This is a genomic window from Pseudomonas sp. NPDC099000 (genome assembly GCF_044759925.1).
Lineage (GTDB): Bacteria > Pseudomonadota > Gammaproteobacteria > Pseudomonadales > Pseudomonadaceae > Aquipseudomonas.
In genome coordinates, this window is sequence record NZ_JBIWAF010000003.1 from 167,490 (window position 1) to 182,393 (window position 14,904).

Consider the following 14,904-nt stretch of genomic DNA (forward strand, 5'->3'; position numbering starts at 1 on the left):
TAAATCACCGGATCGCGGGGAAGAGCATGAACAGATGGCGGCGGCTTTGGTTGATTATCAAGCTGATAGCAGCTGTTGCGGCCTGCGTGGCCGTCGCTGTTCAGGCTTTTCTCTACATGCTGGAAAGCTCCGACGCCGTGCAAATTCACCCGTTGAGCATTTTGGTTGTCGGGCTGATTTTTGGCTTTATTACTTTTGGACTTCTCTCATTGATTGAAAGGGGTGTGTTGCGACTGGTGGCTCCGATCATTTCCAGGCCTCAGGCTGGATCTGAAAGCGATGCCGGGGCAACGCCGGAGCGGCCACTGACCTTTCCAACTGAAGACCCCACTCATCTAAGAAACCTGTGACCCTGACGCTGGCCAGCTTTGAATAAGAAGCGCCTGGACAGATCCCACAGCCATAATTCCAGGCTGACACAAACAAGAGAATCGTCCTACTTCGCACGCGGATACGTCCGAGATTGATCGAAGGTATATTCGTTTTTCAGCGAAGGCATCCGTAATGACTTCGCGGTCGAGCAGGTGGCTGGACGTTACGCACCATCTTCTGGTTGATCGGTTAATCGATGATTTATTCCCTCAAGGAGGAGGTAGCGATGTACAGCAGCAGTGAAGAAGGTTTTCAGAGTGATGATCAGACCGGGGTGTCACGAAGCAAGCCAATGTCCAGGGATCTTCATCTGGATACGGGGCGGTTGGCCGACATTTTCAAAGCGCGAATAAAGAATACCGAGTGCCCGTTCTGTGAGCATGATGAGTGGGAGTTGCCACTCCAGGCCGGGGCGACGGGCGTAGGGTTGCCTTGGTCATGTGGCAAAGAGTATTTACGCTCCGGCACGCCAGCGGTGATGCTGAACTGCACGTACTGCGGATTTATTCGCCTGCATTCGCTGAGTGTGTTGGCAGATATCGTCGTCGAAGACACAAGCAACGCCGGTGCGCTGGAGGTCTGCGATGAGTGAGCCTTTTGTGCTGGTAAACCTTGATGAGCATTACCCCGACCGCTTCCCGAGCAACAAAAGGAGTGGCGGGGAAGATAATGGACGAAGACCACCAGGTCCTCCAGGAGAAAACCCATTGGAACCGCGTGTATCCAAACTTGAAACGCACATCGAATACGTCCGGCGTGACCTCGGTGACCTTCGCACAGATTTTCGTGATCAGCGGAATGAAGCTCGAACGGATTTTCGTTTACTGTTCGGCGCTTTGATTACTGCCGCGCTGGGTTTGGCGGCAGTCATGGGAAAAGGGTTCGGGTGGTTGTAAACGAACGAACAAAAAACCGGCCAGACGCCGGTTTTTTTGTGCAGTGGTCGAGCTACCTGAATCTATCAAGCACCGAGACGGGCCGAATCTTCAAAACGAAGGCGGCGTAATTACCCAGATCACCACCGCATCCACCTCCCCAGGGTTCCCATACCGATGCGGCTCCTGGCTCGAAAAGCTGAAACTATCCCCCTCACTCAGCTGGAAATGCCGCTCCCCCACCCACAGCTCAAAACTACCGGACAGCAAATACCCGGCCTCTTCGCCTTCATGGCTATAACTCTGCTGACTGTAGGTCCCGGGCGGAAACCGTGAATGCAGCATCTCCAACTGCCGATTCGGCTGCGGCGTCAGCAGCTGATCCACAATCCCATCCTCATAATGCACGCTCATCCGAGTGTTCTTGCGCACCACAACGCCGTTATCTTCAGGCGCGGTATTGCCCTCGCTGGCAAAGAACCACTGAATGGTCACCCCCAAACTGCGGGCGATATTGAACAACGCAGGAATGGACGGATAAGCCAGATTCCGTTCCAGCTGGCTGATATACCCCGCCGTCAGCTCGCTCATCTGCGCCAGTTCTGCCAGGGTCATGCCCCGACGTTTACGCAACCCACGAATCCGTGTGCCGAGAAAATGCGGTTCTGCCGTGGCGCTGTCCTGTGTGGGCGCGCTGCTGGCAGGCGGCATCTTGCTGCTGTTGCTCATGGCATGCTCCAAACCGGGGTGAGTAAAAGCCCCGGAGTATAAAACAGCCTCAAAGCGCCCAGGCGACTTTCAAACCTTCGTAAATGGCTTCTTCGGCGGTACGCGGGGCGAGGCAATCGCCGATGCGACGAAATTCCACCAGGTCTTGCAGGTCGGCGCCGAGGGTATCGACGGGTTGATGGCCCTGGCAGAGCACCAGAGTGTCGATGTTTTCGAAGAGCATCGGTTCGCCGCTGGCGGTGTGTTGCAGGTAAACGGTGTTGTCGTCGCAGCCGTACAGGCGGGCGTAGGGGGTAATCGGGATGCCGAGTTTGTGCAGTTCGCCGGCCAGTTGATCGCGCACATACAGCGGCAGGTTTTCCCCGCAATGGGTGCCGTTGACGGCGAGTTGCACCTGGTGCCCGGCGCGTACCAGGCGTTCGGCGATGCCGGGGCCGATCCAGTCGGCGCGCCAGTCGAGGACCACCACGGAGCGACCGATTTTCACCTCCTCGCGCAGCACTTGCCAGGCGTCTACGACCTGCAATTCACCGCCGCGCTCGAACGCTGGCCAATACGGTTCGGCGCCGGTGGCGATGATGACCATGTCCGGACGTTCGCGTTCGACCAACTCCCGGTCGACACGGGTGTTGCGCACGACGCGCACGCCGGCCAGTTCCATTTCGCGTTGCAGGTTGGTGCTGGCGCCACCGAATTCCGCGCGTCGAGGCAGCAGTTGTGCCAGCAAGACCTGGCCGCCGAGTTGCGAGCTGGCTTCGTAGAGGGTCACGTCATGTCCGCGCTGGGCGGCGACGGCAGCGGCTTTCATCCCGGCCGGTCCGCCGCCAGCGATCATGATGCGTTTGCGTTGCGCCGCCGATTGCCGCTGGCCGAAGATCAACTCACGCCCGGTTTCCGGGTGCTGGATGCAGGAAATTGGCAGGCCTTTGTGGAAGTGGCCGATGCAGGCCTGGTTGCAGGCGATGCAGGCGCGCACGTCTTCGACGTGGCCGGTGTCGGTTTTGTTGGGCATTTGCGGGTCGCAGATCAGGGCGCGGGTCATGCCGCAGACATCGGCCTGGCCGCGGGCCAGAATCAGCTCGGCTTCTTGCGGCTGGTTGATGCGCCCGGTGACGAACAGTGGAATCGACAGCCCGGCCTTAAAGGTTCCGGCTTCCTTGGCCAGATAAGCGGCTTCGATCGCCATCGGCGGCACGATATGCACCGCACCACCCAACGACGCCGAGGTGCCGGCGACGATGTGCACGTAATCCAGAAGCGGTTGCAGGGATTGCACGGCGGCCAGGGATTCGTCCTCGGTCAGCCCTTCGGGATCGCGTTCATCGGCGGAAATGCGCAGGCCGATGATGAAGTGTTCATCAGTGTTGGCGCGCACCGCAGCGATCACTTCACGCAGGAAACGCAGGCGCTGTTCCAGCTCGCCGTTGTAGCCATCGGTGCGACGGTTGACCCGCGGATTGATGAATTGCGCCGGCAGGTAACCATGACTGGCGACCACTTCCACGCCGTCGATTCCGGCCTGACACAGGCGTCGGGCCGCGGCACCGTAACCGGCGACGATCTCGTCGATCATCGCTTGATCCAGCGCACGCGGCATCACCCGGAAACGCTCGTTGGGCACCGCCGACGGCGAGTAGGCGACGGCCAGCAAGCCATCGCTGGACTCCATGATTTCCCGACCCGGATGGAAAATCTGCGACAGCACCACGGTGCCGTGAGCATGGCAACGCTCAGCGATCGTTCGATAGCCCTCGATACAAGCGTCGTCGGTGGCCATCAGCACATGCGAGGTGTATCGAGCGCTGTCATGCACACCGGCCACTTGCAGCACGATCAGCCCGACACCGCCTTCGGCCCGTGCGGTGTGATAGGCGATCAGTTGCTCGTTGACCAGGTTGTCGGTGGGCATCGAGGTGTCGTGACCGCTGGACATGATGCGGTTTTTCAGGCGTTTGCCACGCAGTTGCAACGGTTCGAACAGGTGCGCAAAAGCAGGGGACGAGGTCGGCATGGGACGGGTACTCCAGGCAGGCTGAAGCCGAAAGGCCGGGTTTTCGGCGTTGTTATTATTTGTCTATAGAAATTTACCTTTAGTAAAAAATCAACTTGTTTTTTTACTATGGCTCGCAGTAGATTCATTTTGCGCCCGGACCTGGGCCGAACCTCACAACAATAAAAAAGGGTCACGTGGGCGTTATTCGCGTGGCACCTGCAAGAGGAACCACTGATGAAATCGAATACGCTCAAGCACGGTTTTTATCCCTTGTTGCTGTCCCTGGCCATGGGCCTTGGCAGCGCTCAGGCAGCACCGGACATGGTGGTGGTGGGTTACGGCGGCGCCGGCCAGAAAGCCCAGGATGTGGCGTTTTTCCAGCCGTTCAGCGTCGTGGATAAGAGCAAGCTGATCCAGAGTGAATACAACGGTGAGATGGCCCGGATCAAAGTGATGGTCGACACCGGCAACGCCGATTGGGACGTGGTGCAGATTGAAGGCCCGGACCTGATGCGCGGTTGTGATGAAGGCATGTATGAAAAACTCGATTGGAAAACCCTGGGTCGCGTCGAGCAATTGATTCCCGATGCGGCACAGCCGTGCGGTTCGGCAGCGCTGGTGTGGAGCGTGGCGATTGCCTACGACACGCAGAAGCTGGCGCAGGCTCCGACCTCATGGGCCGACTTCTGGGATGTGCAGAAAATCCCCGGCAAACGCGGGCTGCGCAAACGCGCGGTGTACAACCTGGAGTTCGCCTTGCTGGCCGACGGGGTGAAGGTCGAGGACGTTTATTCAGTGTTGAACACGCCAAAGGGTGTCGACCGCGCCTTCGCCAAACTTACCGAACTCAAACCTTACATCCAGTGGTGGGAGGCCGGCGCGCAACCGGCGCAATGGCTGACGGCCGGGGATGTAGTGATGACCTCGACGTATAGCGGGCGTGTGGCTGCCGCTGCACAAAACGGCAGTCATCTCGGGCTGGTCTGGACGGGCAGTCTGTATGGCATGGATTACTGGGCGATCATCAAGGGCTCGAAACATGTCGATCAGGCCAAGCGTTTTATCGCGTTCGCCAATCAGCCTGACGCCCAGGTCAAGTATGTCGAGCAAATCCCTTATGGGCCGACCAACACTGAAGCAGCGGCCAGACTGGATGGCAAACTCGCGCAATGGGTGCCCACCGCGCCGCAGAACCTGAAGGGCGCGCTGTCGATGGACGTGGCGTTCTGGGTCGATCACGGCGAAGAACTCGAAGAGCGTTTTAATGCCTGGGCCAGCAAGTAGTCCGTAATCGGCTGGACGTTTCACCGCGTCCGGCCTTACTGTTTTGCGCAGTCGATCAGCCTGGAGAATCACAACAATGAACGAGATCGCCAACCACCTGCGCAGCGCGACGGAACAGCGTCTGCGCGAAGAGCTGGCCGCCTGTTACCGATTGATCGCGCACTTTCGCATGACCGATCTGATTTTTACCCACATCTCGGTGCGCCTGCCGGGGCCTGAACATCACTTCCTGATCAATCCGTACGGGCTGATGTTCGATGAAATCACTGCGTCCAATCTGGTGAAAATCGGCCTCGATGGCCGGGCTGTGGAGCCGTCGCCGTACCCGGTGAATCCAGCGGGGTTTGTGATCCACAGCGCCATCCACGGTGCACGTGAAGATGCGCAATGCGTGCTGCACACCCACACCCGATCCGGTTGCGCGGTCGCGGCGTTGAAATGCGGGTTGTTGCCGGTGAATCAGATTTCCATGGAGTTCTATGGTCGGGTTGCCTATCACGACTATGAGGGCGTGGCGTTGGACATGAGCGAGCAGCAGCGTCTGGTGCAGGACCTTGGCGACAAGCCGGTGTTGATGTTGCGTAACCACGGTTTGTTGACCGTTGGCGAAACCGTGAGCCAGGCCTTCTTGCGCATGTATTACCTGGAAAAAGCCTGCGAAATCCAGCTCGCCGCGCAGGCTGCGGGTGAACTGGTTTTGCCGCCGAGCGAAGTGTGCGAACACACCGAGCGTCAGTTCAACGATCCTGGCCGTCCGCTGGACGAAGGCGAGTTGAGCGACCCGGATGCCATGCAGTTGGCCTGGTCGGCGTTGTTACGACTGCTTGAGCGGGTGGCGCCGGGTTATCGGGACTGACCTGGGTTTTGAATGGATGGGCTGACGCCATCGCGATCAGGCTCACTCCCACAGGGTTATGTGTTGGGCACGAATAGCCGGGTGCAACTCAGATTAATTGTGGGAGTGAGCCTGCTCGCGATGGCGGACTGTCAGATGACATCAATGTTGGATGTGATGACCCCATCGCGGGCAAGCCACGCTCCCACAGGTTTTGTGTCGGTGAGTGGAAGCGTGGCATGCAACTGACTGGAGACTTGCCACGCTCTTGCTGTACAGTCGTTCAGCTCGCGGAGTGTCCTGCCGCGCCCTAAACGATTGATCCACGGAGAGTGTCGCCCATGAGTCAGGAAGCCCGTTTTTCCCGCATGGAGCCGGAGTTGCGCAAGGCCAACCTGATCGAAGCCACGCTGGTCTGCCTCAAGCGCCACGGCTTCCAAGGCGCGTCGATCCGCAAGATTTCCGCCGAGGCCGGTGTCTCGGTCGGTCTGATCAGCCATCACTATTCCGGCAAGGATGAACTGGTCGCCGAGGCCTACCTGGCAGTGACCGGACGGGTCATGGGGTTGCTGCGCGCCGCCATGGAACAGGCGGCGCCCAATGCTCGCGAGCGTCTGTCAGCGTTCTTCCGCGGCTCGTTTTCCGCTGAATTGCTGGACCCGCAACTGCTCGATGCCTGGCTGGCGTTCTGGGGCGCGGTCAAGACTGCGGAGGCGATCAACCTCGCGCACGAACAATCCTATGGCGAGTATCGCGGCATTTTGCGCAAGGTGCTGACCGAACTGGCGCATGAGGAGGGCTGGGAAAACTTCGACGCCGATCTGGCGGCTATCAGCCTCAGTGCTCTACTCGACGGTTTGTGGCTGGAATCGGGCCTCAACCCCGGCACCTTCACCCCGGAGCAAGGCATCCAGATTTGCGAAGCTTGGGTCGATGGATTGCAGGCCGGTGGTCGCCAACGGTTTTGCGTCCAGACGACGGGCTGTTGATCGGTCGTTCAGCTGTCGATACTCTCTGGCGCCAAGGCAACAAAACACTCTAATAAGAAACACGCCTTCGGGCATACGCGGGACACCTAGCGATGACTCCTCGGGTACTGATCGTCGATGACGATCCGCTGATTCGCGAACTGCTGCACGCCTACCTGTCCCAGGAAGGTTATGAAGTGCATTGCGCGGCCACGGCGGAGCTGGCCGAAACCTTTCTGGCGAGCCAGACGGTTGATCTGGTGATGCTCGATATCCGCCTGCCGGGCAAGGACGGCCTGACCCTGACGCGGGAGCTGCGGGTCCGTTCGGAAGTCGGGATCATTCTGATCACCGGGCGCAACGATGAGATCGACCGCATCGTTGGCCTCGAATGCGGCGCCGATGACTACGTAATCAAACCGCTCAACCCACGCGAGCTGGTATCCCGGGCGAAAAACCTGATACGCCGGGTCCGTCACGCGCAGGTGCCCCAGTCGGTGGCGGCCATCGCAAAACCGGTCAAGCAATTCGCCGACTGGGCGCTGGACACCGATCGCCGGCGGCTGATCGACCCCACCGGCAGCGAAACCCTGCTGACCCACGGCGAATACCAGTTGCTCAGCGTGTTCCTGCGCAACAGCGGCCACACCTTGAGCCGCGATCAGCTGATGGACCAGATCCGCAACCGCGAGTGGGTGCCCAATGATCGCTCCATTGACGTGCTGGTCGGACGCTTGCGGCGCAAGTTGCACGACGACCCGGCCGAGCCGCAACTGATCATCACCATCCACGGCGCCGGTTACCTGTTCACCGCCAGCGTGGCGGCCTGAGCTTTATGTGGCGGGTGTTTGCGCTGCTGTTGGCGCTGGTCGCCAACAGCGCGATGGCGGCGGACAAGATTCGCTATTGCGACTATCCGGTGTACCCGCCGATCTCCTGGAGCGACGGCAAACAGGTGCGCGGCCTGGCTCCGAGCGTGGTGAACAACCTCTTCGAAAAACTCGGCTACGAAGTGGAAATCGTCGTGCTCGGCAACTGGAAACGCTGCCTGCTCGACGCCGCCGAAGGCCGGGTCGATGTGGTGTTGGCCTACAACACCGCGCAACGCGAGCAGAGCATGATTTTTTCCACGGTGCCGGTGCTGCGTGAAGAGGTCGCGTTGTTCATCAATCGCCAGCGTCTGGTGAAATTCGAGCGTCTGGAGGACCTGGCCCATTACCGTGGCGGACTGTTGTTTGGTGAAAGTTATGGCGTGGAATTCGACCGCCTGGTCGCACAACACCAGAACATCGAGTGGGTCTCTGACAGCCGCCAGAACTTCGGCAAACTGATCCGCGGGCGCATCGACTTCATCACCTCGGAGCGACGCACCGGAGAGCTGTACGTCGAAAATCTGCCGGGGGCGCAAGACATCGTCGCCTTGCCCACGTCCTTGAGCGTCGACTACCTGCGGATTGCAGTGTCACGCCGTTCCCCGCTGGCCAGCCGCATGCCGGACATCGATGCGCAACTCAAGCGCATGGTCGATGCAGGGGAGGTCGACCGTTTGCTCAACGAAAGCGAAGTCACCTACCGCGACATGATCAACCTGCCGGCGAATTCGAAATGATCCGCGCTCGGCCCGGTGGACTGTTGCGGCGTCTGCTGCTGTTCATTCTGTTGTTCAGCCTGTGCTTCACCGTGCTGGCGAGCACCGTGCAGTTGTACTTCGAATACCGCCGCGAAATGCGTGACATCGACTCACGTATGGAACTGATTCGCGCTGGGTATCTGGCCAGTCTGGAGCGCAGTCTCTGGGACTTGAACCAGGAACAATTGAATGTGCAGTTGCGTGGCCTGGTGGATTTCTCCGATGTGGCGCGGGTGCATCTGACCAGCCCTGATTTCGATCTGCTGCATGGCAGCGCGGACCCGGTCGGGCCGCTGCGCATCGAGCGTTTTCAACTGGACTATCAGCCGCCGTCCGGGCCGTTGCGGCATCTGGGGCAGTTGGAAGTCAGCACCGATCTGGGCGCTGTGCATCAGCGTTTGTATGCCACCGGTTTGACCAGTTTGCTGTGGATGAGCGTGTTTCTGTGCGGGCTGGCGGTCGCGCTATCGTGGTTGTTTTACCGCTTGGTGACCCGGCACCTGCAAGTCATGGCCGAGTTTGCGCGGCGCATCGCCGCCGGTGACTGGTACGAGCCGATGCATCTGGACAAGCGACGCAGCGTCCACCCGGATGAGATCGACACCGTAGCCTATGCGCTGGACGACATGCGCCGGGCGATTCTCAGTGACATTGACCGCCGGGAAACCGATCGGCTGGCGCTGCAAGACAATCGCGATGAACTGTTCCGAATGGTCAAGCGCCGCACCGCCAGCCTGATGCGGGCCAAGGACGAAGCCGAGGCTGCCAACCTCGCCAAGTCTCGCTTTCTGGCGACCATGAGCCACGAACTGCGCACCCCACTCAACGGCATCCTCGGCATGGCGGAACTGCTGCGCGGCGCGCGTCTGGATGAGCGCGATGGCAAGCGTCTGGATGCGTTGTACAAGGCGGGCGAAGGGTTGTTGTCGATTCTCAATGAAGTGCTGTATTTCGCTCGGCTGGAGGAAGGTGTCAGCCACCCGGAAGCGGTGGATTTTTCGCTCCGACAGTTGTTGGATGAGGTGCTGACGCTACTGGAACCGCGGGCGTTGAGCAACGACACGACGCTGCACTGCCGGATGGATTCGCAAGTCGCTGATCGGCACCACGGCGCCGAACAATTCTTGCGTCAGGTATTGAGCAACTTGTTGGCCAACGCGATCAAGTTCACCGAAGGCGGTCAGGTCAAAGTGGACGTTGCGCTACTGGCTCAAGTCCCCGAACAGACCGGGCAACGGCTGCGCGTGAGTGTGACGGACAACGGCATCGGCATTGCTCCAGCGATGCAGGAGAAGATTTTCGAGCGCTTCACCCAGGCCAGTGAAGAGGTCTCGCAACGCTTCGGCGGCACCGGGCTCGGATTAGCCATTTGCAAACACCTGGTGCAGCAGTTGGGTGGGCGGATCGGCGTTGAAAGTGAAGTGGGGCGGGGCAGTTGTTTCTGGTTTGAACTGACGTTGCAGCCGGCGTCTACCGGGATTACCGAACTGCCAACGCGCCACGAGCCCGGCCAGTCGCTGAAGATTCTGGTGGTCGAGGACGTGGCGCTGAACCGTGACGTGGTCAGCGGCTTGCTGCAACGTGACGGGCATCAGGTCTGGCTAGCCGAAGACGGTGAACAGGCCTTGCTGCAATGCGCTGCGCAGACATTCGATTTGATCCTGCTCGATGTGCACCTGCCGGGCATCAGCGGTGTCGAGTTGTGCACGCAGATCCGCTGCACCGAAGGCCCGAACCGCCATTGCCGAATCTTCGCCCTGACCGCCAGCGTGCAGCCGGCGCTGGTGCGCGGTTATCTGGATGCCGGGATGGACGGCATTCTCGCCAAACCGCTGAAGCTCAAGAGCCTGCGTCAGGCGCTGGCCGGGTATTCACCCGCCCCCGCGCCGCAGCCTGATGACGAGGCGATGGATTGGCCGCTGCTGGACACTCATCGCACCTTGCTCGGTGAACAGAAACTGCAGGGATTGCTGGCGGTGTTGCGCGATTCGATCAGCCAGCATCGCGAGGCGCTCACGGAAGCGATCGAGGCCGACGATTGCACCGAAGTCGCTCATCTGGCGCATCGCCTGGCCGGCAGCAGCGACTCATTGGGCTTTCGGGCATTGGCCACTGTGCTGCGTGCACTGGAAGAGGCCGCCCTGGTCAACGACGAATCAAGGTTGCGGGCATTGGCGCCGCAGGTTCATGCGCACTTGCAGCGTTCGCAACAGACGCTGGCCGAGCTGCTGCACAGCTGACGTACAAGTTCGTTACGACTTTTTACAACTTCGATCTTTACGGTCAACGGGAGCTTACATGGCCTTCCAATAATCGAGGCAACCGCCACAGCGCGGTCTTCGAAGCTTATTGGAGATAATAATAATGAACGGCCGTAAAGCTGATCCCTCCTCGCGCCACGCGCACCTCGCTGATGGGGTGCGGACATGAGCGAATCTACCGAACGTAAAGGCATCCATCTGACCCGCGCTTTAAAGAGCCGGCACATTTTCATGTTGTCCCTGGGCGGCGTGATCGGCACCGGGCTGTTCATGGGTTCCGGGGTGACGATCAACCAGGGCGGGCCGGTGGGGGCGATTCTGGCTTATCTGGTTGCTGGTTTCCTGATGTACCTGGTGATGGTGTGCCTGGGCGAACTGTCCGTGCACATGCCGGTTTCCGGCTCTTTTCAAACCCATGCAACTAAATACATCGGGCCGGCCACCGGGTTCATGATCGGCTGGGTGTACTGGATGAGTTGGGCGACGACTGTGGGCCTGGAGTTCACGGCGGCAGGCATGCTGATGGAGCGCTGGTTTCCAACCATTCCGATCTGGTATTGGTCGGCGCTGTTCGTGGTGGTGCTGTTCGGCCTGAATGCGTTGGCTACACGCGCTTTTGGTGAAGCGGAATACTGGTTCTCCGGAATCAAGGTCGCGGCGATTCTCGGTTTTATCGTGGTCGGCGTGCTGGTGATTTTCGGCGCCATCCCGCTGTCCAGCGGCGCACCGGCACCGATGATGACCAACCTGATCGGCGACTCGCTGTTCCCCAACGGCTTGTCGGCGGTGTTCGCGGTGATGATGACTGTGGTCTACGCCTTCCAGGGCTGCGAGATCATGGGCGTGGCCGCCGGCGAAACCGACCAGCCGGAAAAAAGCATCCCGCGCGCCGTGCGCAACGTGGTGTTTCGCGTGTTGATTTTCTACGTGCTGGCGATCGTGGTGCTGTCGGCGATCGTGCCGTGGCAGCAGGCCGGATTGATGGAAAGTCCGTTCGTGCAGGTGTTCGACATGGTCGGCATTCCTTACGCTGCCGACCTGATGAACTTCGTGATCCTCACCGCGATTCTGTCGGTGGGCAACTCTGGCCTGTATGCCTCGACGCGCATCCTGTGGGCGATGTCGAAGACCGGCATGGCGCCGAAAAGTCTGTCGCCGTTGAGCAAACGCGGCGTGCCGTTGCGGGCGTTGAGCATCACCTTGTGCTTTGCGCTGGTGTCGTTGATGACCAGCTTCGTCGCGGCGGACACGCTGTTCATGGTGCTGATGGCGGTGAGCGGCATGTCGGGCACGGTGACCTGGATTGTGATTGCGCTGGCGCAGTACAAATTCCGCAAGGCGTACTTGCGTGATGGCGGCAAGCTCAGCGATTTGAAATACCGCGCGCCGTGGTTCCCGCTGCTACCGCTGACGTGCATTGCGTTGTGCTGTTCGCTGTTCGTGTTCCTGGCACTGGATGAGACGCAGCGTCCTTCGCTGTATTGGGGCTTTGGATTTATTGCGCTGTGCTATGGCGCGTACTTTCTGATCCATCGCAAGCGTGAAGCAGTGTTGGCGCCGAGCCTACCGACCGTTTAAATCTTTGATTCAAAGCGCATCCCTTGTGGGAGCGAGCCGGCTCCGGGCGGCGTTCCGACGATAGCGGTCGATCAGTCAGCAGAGATGTTGAATGTGAAGCTCTCATCGTCGGAACGCCGCCCGGAGCCGGCTCGCTCCCACAGTTGTTTTGCGGCGGGCTGTAGGCAGTTGTTCAAAGTTGTAACAGCGCAGTGGTCGTTTGGCTGGATGTCAGAACTTAAACCAACAAAATCAACTACTTAATAAGTAAGCGCAGCTGTTACAGCCCATTCCTTCGCCAATTGCCGTCTTGCTGAACACTCGTTTAGTATGGCCTCAAGTCGCATCACCTCATGCCAAACACAATAATTCGAGGATTCGCATGACTACTCCCATTTCTCTGCTTTGCCAGGTAAAAGCCGGCGTGGCCTGGATCACGCTCGATCGCCCCGATCAGCGCAATGCGCTGGACATTCCAACCCTGAAAAACCTGCACGCCGTGCTCGATGAGTTCAACGCCGATCCCGCCGTTCGGGTCGTGGTGCTGACCGGCAGCGGCCGCAGTTTCTGTTCCGGCGCGGATCTCGCCGAGTGGGCCGAAGCCGAAGCCCGTGGCTCCCTCGAAAGTTACGGCTGGACCGAAACCGCCCACGCCCTGATGAGCCGCTTGTATAGCCTCGAAAAACCAACCATCGCCGCCATCAATGGCACCGCCGTCGGCGCCGGGATGGACCTTACGCTGTGCTGCGACCTGCGCATCGCCGCGCAATCGGCACGCTTCAAGGCCGGCTACACCAGCATGGCCTACTCGCCGGATGCCGGTGCCAGCTGGCATCTGCCGCGCCTGATCGGCACCGAGCAAGCCAAGCGCCTGCTGTTCCTCGACGAGTTGTGGGGCGCCGATCGTGCCTTGGCCGCCGGTCTCGTCGGCGAAGTCTGCGCCGATGATCAACTGCACAACGTGACCACTGAATTGGCCACGCGCCTGGCCAACGGCCCGACGTTCGCTTTCGCCCAGACCAAAAAACTCATGCGCGAAGGGGCCCAGCGCAGCCTGCCGGAGCAACTGCAAGCCGAGCTCGCCGCCGGCCTGCTCTGCGGTCGCAGCAAAGACGGCGCCGAGGCCCTGCGCGCCGCCATCGAAAAACGCCCGGCACACTTCAGCGGCCAATAGGCCCGCCGGCTTGCCCCGTACACCTACTCAGCACATGAACAACAGGTAGCCCCATGAATTTCCAACTGACCCAAGAACAAGACATGTTGGTGGACGCGGTACGCAGCTTTGTCGCCAAGGAACTGCTGCCTCATGAGGAAGCGGTCGACCGCGCCGACGAAGTCTCCCCCGAATTGGCGGCACAGATTCGCGGCAAGGCGATTGCGGCGGGTTTCTATGCCTTCAACATGCCGGAAGAAGTCGGCGGTGGTGGCCTCGATTACCTGTCCCAGGCGCTGATCGAGCGTGAACTGTCCAAGGTGTCATGGGCGCTGCATGTGTTCGTCGCGCGGCCGTCGAAAATCCTCATGGCCTGCACCGGTGACCAGATCAACGACTACCTGCTGCCGTGCATCCAGGGCGAGAAGATCGATTGCTTCGCCCTGACCGAACCGGGCGCCGGTTCCGACGCCAACGCGATCAAGACCCGTGCCGTGCGCGACGGCGATGACTTCATTCTCAATGGCAGCAAGCACTTTATCAGCCACGCCGGCCACGCCGATTTCGCTATCGTTTTCGCCGTCACCGACACCTACGAACACAACGGCAAACAGCGCAACGCCGTGACCTCGTTTCTGGTCGATCGCGACACGCCGGGCATGACCATTCGCCGTGGTCCCAAGTGCGTGAGCAACCGCGGTTACCACACCTTTGAAATGTTCTTCGACGACTGCCGCGTCCCCGCCAGTAAAGTGCTGGGCGAAGTCGGCAAGGGCTGGGACGTGGCCAACGCCTGGCTCACCGCCGGGCGGGTGATGGTCGCCGCCAACTGCGTCGGCCAGGCGCAACGCGCGCTCGATGTGTCGCTGCAATGGGCTGCGGACCGCAAGCAATTCGGCCAGCCGATCGGCACCTACCAGGGCATCTCGTTCAAGCTCGCCGACATGGTCACGCAGATTCGCGCCGCCGAACTGCTGACCTTGCACACCGCCTGGAAAATGGACCAGGGCAGCATGACCGACGGCGAGGCCGGCATGGCCAAGTTGTTCGCCAGTGAAGTGCTCGGCAAGGTCGCCGATGAGGCGGTGCAGATCTTTGGCGGCATGGGCCTGATGGACGAATGCCCGGTGGAACGCATCTGGCGTAACGCGCGGATCGAGCGTGTCTGGGAGGGCACCTCGGAGATCCAGCGCCACATCATTTCCCGCGAATTGCTGCGGCCACTGTTGCGCTGATCGGCCGGGAGA

Annotated in this window: 14 protein-coding genes; 12 read left to right on the top strand and 2 right to left on the bottom strand. The window is 60.1% G+C overall.

The features are described from left to right. Nucleotides 1-26 precede the first annotated feature (26 nt). From ACIQV9_RS05475 to ACIQV9_RS05485, 3 genes are all read left to right on the top strand, one after another. Nucleotides 27-350: a hypothetical protein gene (locus tag ACIQV9_RS05475; protein WP_403098994.1), complete on the top strand. Its 324-nt coding sequence runs from the start codon at nucleotides 27-29 to the stop codon at nucleotides 348-350. A gap of 248 nt (nucleotides 351-598) precedes the next feature. Next, the gene (locus ACIQV9_RS05480; RefSeq protein WP_403098997.1) at nucleotides 599-964 is read left to right on the top strand and encodes a hypothetical protein; all 366 of its coding nucleotides are present in this window, start codon (nucleotides 599-601) and stop codon (nucleotides 962-964) included. Then, nucleotides 957-1,268, top strand: coding sequence for a hypothetical protein (locus tag ACIQV9_RS05485; RefSeq protein WP_403099000.1), 312 nt, complete (start codon nucleotides 957-959; stop codon nucleotides 1,266-1,268). Before ACIQV9_RS05480 ends, ACIQV9_RS05485 begins: the two co-directional genes overlap by 8 nt. A gap of 90 nt (nucleotides 1,269-1,358) precedes the next feature. Here ACIQV9_RS05485 and ACIQV9_RS05490 read toward each other — a convergent pair whose 3' ends face one another. Further along, nucleotides 1,359-1,958 (bottom strand): cupin domain-containing protein, encoded by a 600-nt coding sequence (locus ACIQV9_RS05490; RefSeq protein ID WP_403099570.1) that lies wholly within the window; start codon nucleotides 1,956-1,958, stop codon nucleotides 1,359-1,361. A 67-nt stretch (nucleotides 1,959-2,025) separates the two neighbouring features. After that, complete coding sequence (locus ACIQV9_RS05495) at nucleotides 2,026-3,987, bottom strand: FAD-dependent oxidoreductase (RefSeq protein ID WP_403099003.1); 1,962 nt, start codon at nucleotides 3,985-3,987, stop codon at nucleotides 2,026-2,028. A 216-nt stretch (nucleotides 3,988-4,203) separates the two neighbouring features. Here ACIQV9_RS05495 and ACIQV9_RS05500 point away from each other — a divergent pair, with 216 nt between their 5' ends. The 9 genes from ACIQV9_RS05500 (at nucleotide 4,204) to ACIQV9_RS05540 (ending at nucleotide 14,892) form a co-directional block, all read left to right on the top strand. Then, nucleotides 4,204-5,253 carry an ABC transporter substrate-binding protein gene (locus ACIQV9_RS05500; RefSeq protein WP_403099007.1) on the top strand — a complete coding sequence of 350 codons (1,050 nt, stop codon included), beginning with the start codon at nucleotides 4,204-4,206 and terminating at the stop codon, nucleotides 5,251-5,253. A gap of 76 nt (nucleotides 5,254-5,329) precedes the next feature. Continuing rightward, on the top strand, nucleotides 5,330-6,109 hold the full coding sequence (locus ACIQV9_RS05505) for a class II aldolase/adducin family protein (protein ID WP_403099011.1): 780 nt from the start codon (nucleotides 5,330-5,332) through the stop codon (nucleotides 6,107-6,109). Between the two features lie 320 nt (nucleotides 6,110-6,429). Then, nucleotides 6,430-7,077: a TetR family transcriptional regulator C-terminal domain-containing protein gene (locus tag ACIQV9_RS05510; protein ID WP_403099014.1), complete on the top strand. Its 648-nt coding sequence runs from the start codon at nucleotides 6,430-6,432 to the stop codon at nucleotides 7,075-7,077. 92 nt (nucleotides 7,078-7,169) lie between these two features. Then, on the top strand, nucleotides 7,170-7,886 hold the full coding sequence (locus tag ACIQV9_RS05515; protein ID WP_403099017.1) for a response regulator: 717 nt from the start codon (nucleotides 7,170-7,172) through the stop codon (nucleotides 7,884-7,886). Nucleotides 7,887-7,891: 5 nt separating this feature from the next. Then, on the top strand, nucleotides 7,892-8,665 hold the full coding sequence (locus ACIQV9_RS05520; RefSeq protein WP_403099019.1) for a substrate-binding periplasmic protein: 774 nt from the start codon (nucleotides 7,892-7,894) through the stop codon (nucleotides 8,663-8,665). Further along, nucleotides 8,662-10,926 carry an ATP-binding protein gene (locus ACIQV9_RS05525; protein WP_403099022.1) on the top strand — a complete coding sequence of 755 codons (2,265 nt, stop codon included), beginning with the start codon at nucleotides 8,662-8,664 and terminating at the stop codon, nucleotides 10,924-10,926. Before ACIQV9_RS05520 ends, ACIQV9_RS05525 begins: the two co-directional genes overlap by 4 nt. 186 nt (nucleotides 10,927-11,112) lie before the next feature. Then, on the top strand, nucleotides 11,113-12,525 hold the full coding sequence (locus ACIQV9_RS05530) for an amino acid permease (RefSeq protein WP_403099024.1): 1,413 nt from the start codon (nucleotides 11,113-11,115) through the stop codon (nucleotides 12,523-12,525). Between the two features lie 361 nt (nucleotides 12,526-12,886). After that, nucleotides 12,887-13,678 (top strand): enoyl-CoA hydratase/isomerase family protein, encoded by a 792-nt coding sequence (locus tag ACIQV9_RS05535; protein WP_403099027.1) that lies wholly within the window; start codon nucleotides 12,887-12,889, stop codon nucleotides 13,676-13,678. Between the two features lie 53 nt (nucleotides 13,679-13,731). Beyond that, the gene (locus ACIQV9_RS05540) at nucleotides 13,732-14,892 is read left to right on the top strand and encodes an acyl-CoA dehydrogenase family protein (RefSeq protein WP_403099029.1); all 1,161 of its coding nucleotides are present in this window, start codon (nucleotides 13,732-13,734) and stop codon (nucleotides 14,890-14,892) included. The last annotated feature ends 12 nt before the right edge of the window (nucleotides 14,893-14,904 follow it).

Bases quoted from the DNA above. Each gene is read 5' to 3' on its own strand.
- ACIQV9_RS05475 (WP_403098994.1), top strand. From the start codon at position 27: ATGAACAGATGGCGGCGGCTTTGGTTGATTATCAAGCTGATAGCAGCT.
- ACIQV9_RS05480 (WP_403098997.1), top strand. From the start codon at position 599: ATGTACAGCAGCAGTGAAGAAGGTTTTCAGAGTGATGATCAGACCGGG.
- ACIQV9_RS05485 (WP_403099000.1), top strand. From the start codon at position 957: ATGAGTGAGCCTTTTGTGCTGGTAAACCTTGATGAGCATTACCCCGAC.
- ACIQV9_RS05490 (WP_403099570.1), bottom strand. From the start codon at position 1,958: ATGCCGCCTGCCAGCAGCGCGCCCACACAGGACAGCGCCACGGCAGAA.
- ACIQV9_RS05495 (WP_403099003.1), bottom strand. From the start codon at position 3,987: ATGCCGACCTCGTCCCCTGCTTTTGCGCACCTGTTCGAACCGTTGCAA.
- ACIQV9_RS05500 (WP_403099007.1), top strand. From the start codon at position 4,204: ATGAAATCGAATACGCTCAAGCACGGTTTTTATCCCTTGTTGCTGTCC.
- ACIQV9_RS05505 (WP_403099011.1), top strand. From the start codon at position 5,330: ATGAACGAGATCGCCAACCACCTGCGCAGCGCGACGGAACAGCGTCTG.
- ACIQV9_RS05510 (WP_403099014.1), top strand. From the start codon at position 6,430: ATGAGTCAGGAAGCCCGTTTTTCCCGCATGGAGCCGGAGTTGCGCAAG.
- ACIQV9_RS05515 (WP_403099017.1), top strand. From the start codon at position 7,170: ATGACTCCTCGGGTACTGATCGTCGATGACGATCCGCTGATTCGCGAA.
- ACIQV9_RS05520 (WP_403099019.1), top strand. From the start codon at position 7,892: ATGTGGCGGGTGTTTGCGCTGCTGTTGGCGCTGGTCGCCAACAGCGCG.
- ACIQV9_RS05525 (WP_403099022.1), top strand. From the start codon at position 8,662: ATGATCCGCGCTCGGCCCGGTGGACTGTTGCGGCGTCTGCTGCTGTTC.
- ACIQV9_RS05530 (WP_403099024.1), top strand. From the start codon at position 11,113: ATGAGCGAATCTACCGAACGTAAAGGCATCCATCTGACCCGCGCTTTA.
- ACIQV9_RS05535 (WP_403099027.1), top strand. From the start codon at position 12,887: ATGACTACTCCCATTTCTCTGCTTTGCCAGGTAAAAGCCGGCGTGGCC.
- ACIQV9_RS05540 (WP_403099029.1), top strand. From the start codon at position 13,732: ATGAATTTCCAACTGACCCAAGAACAAGACATGTTGGTGGACGCGGTA.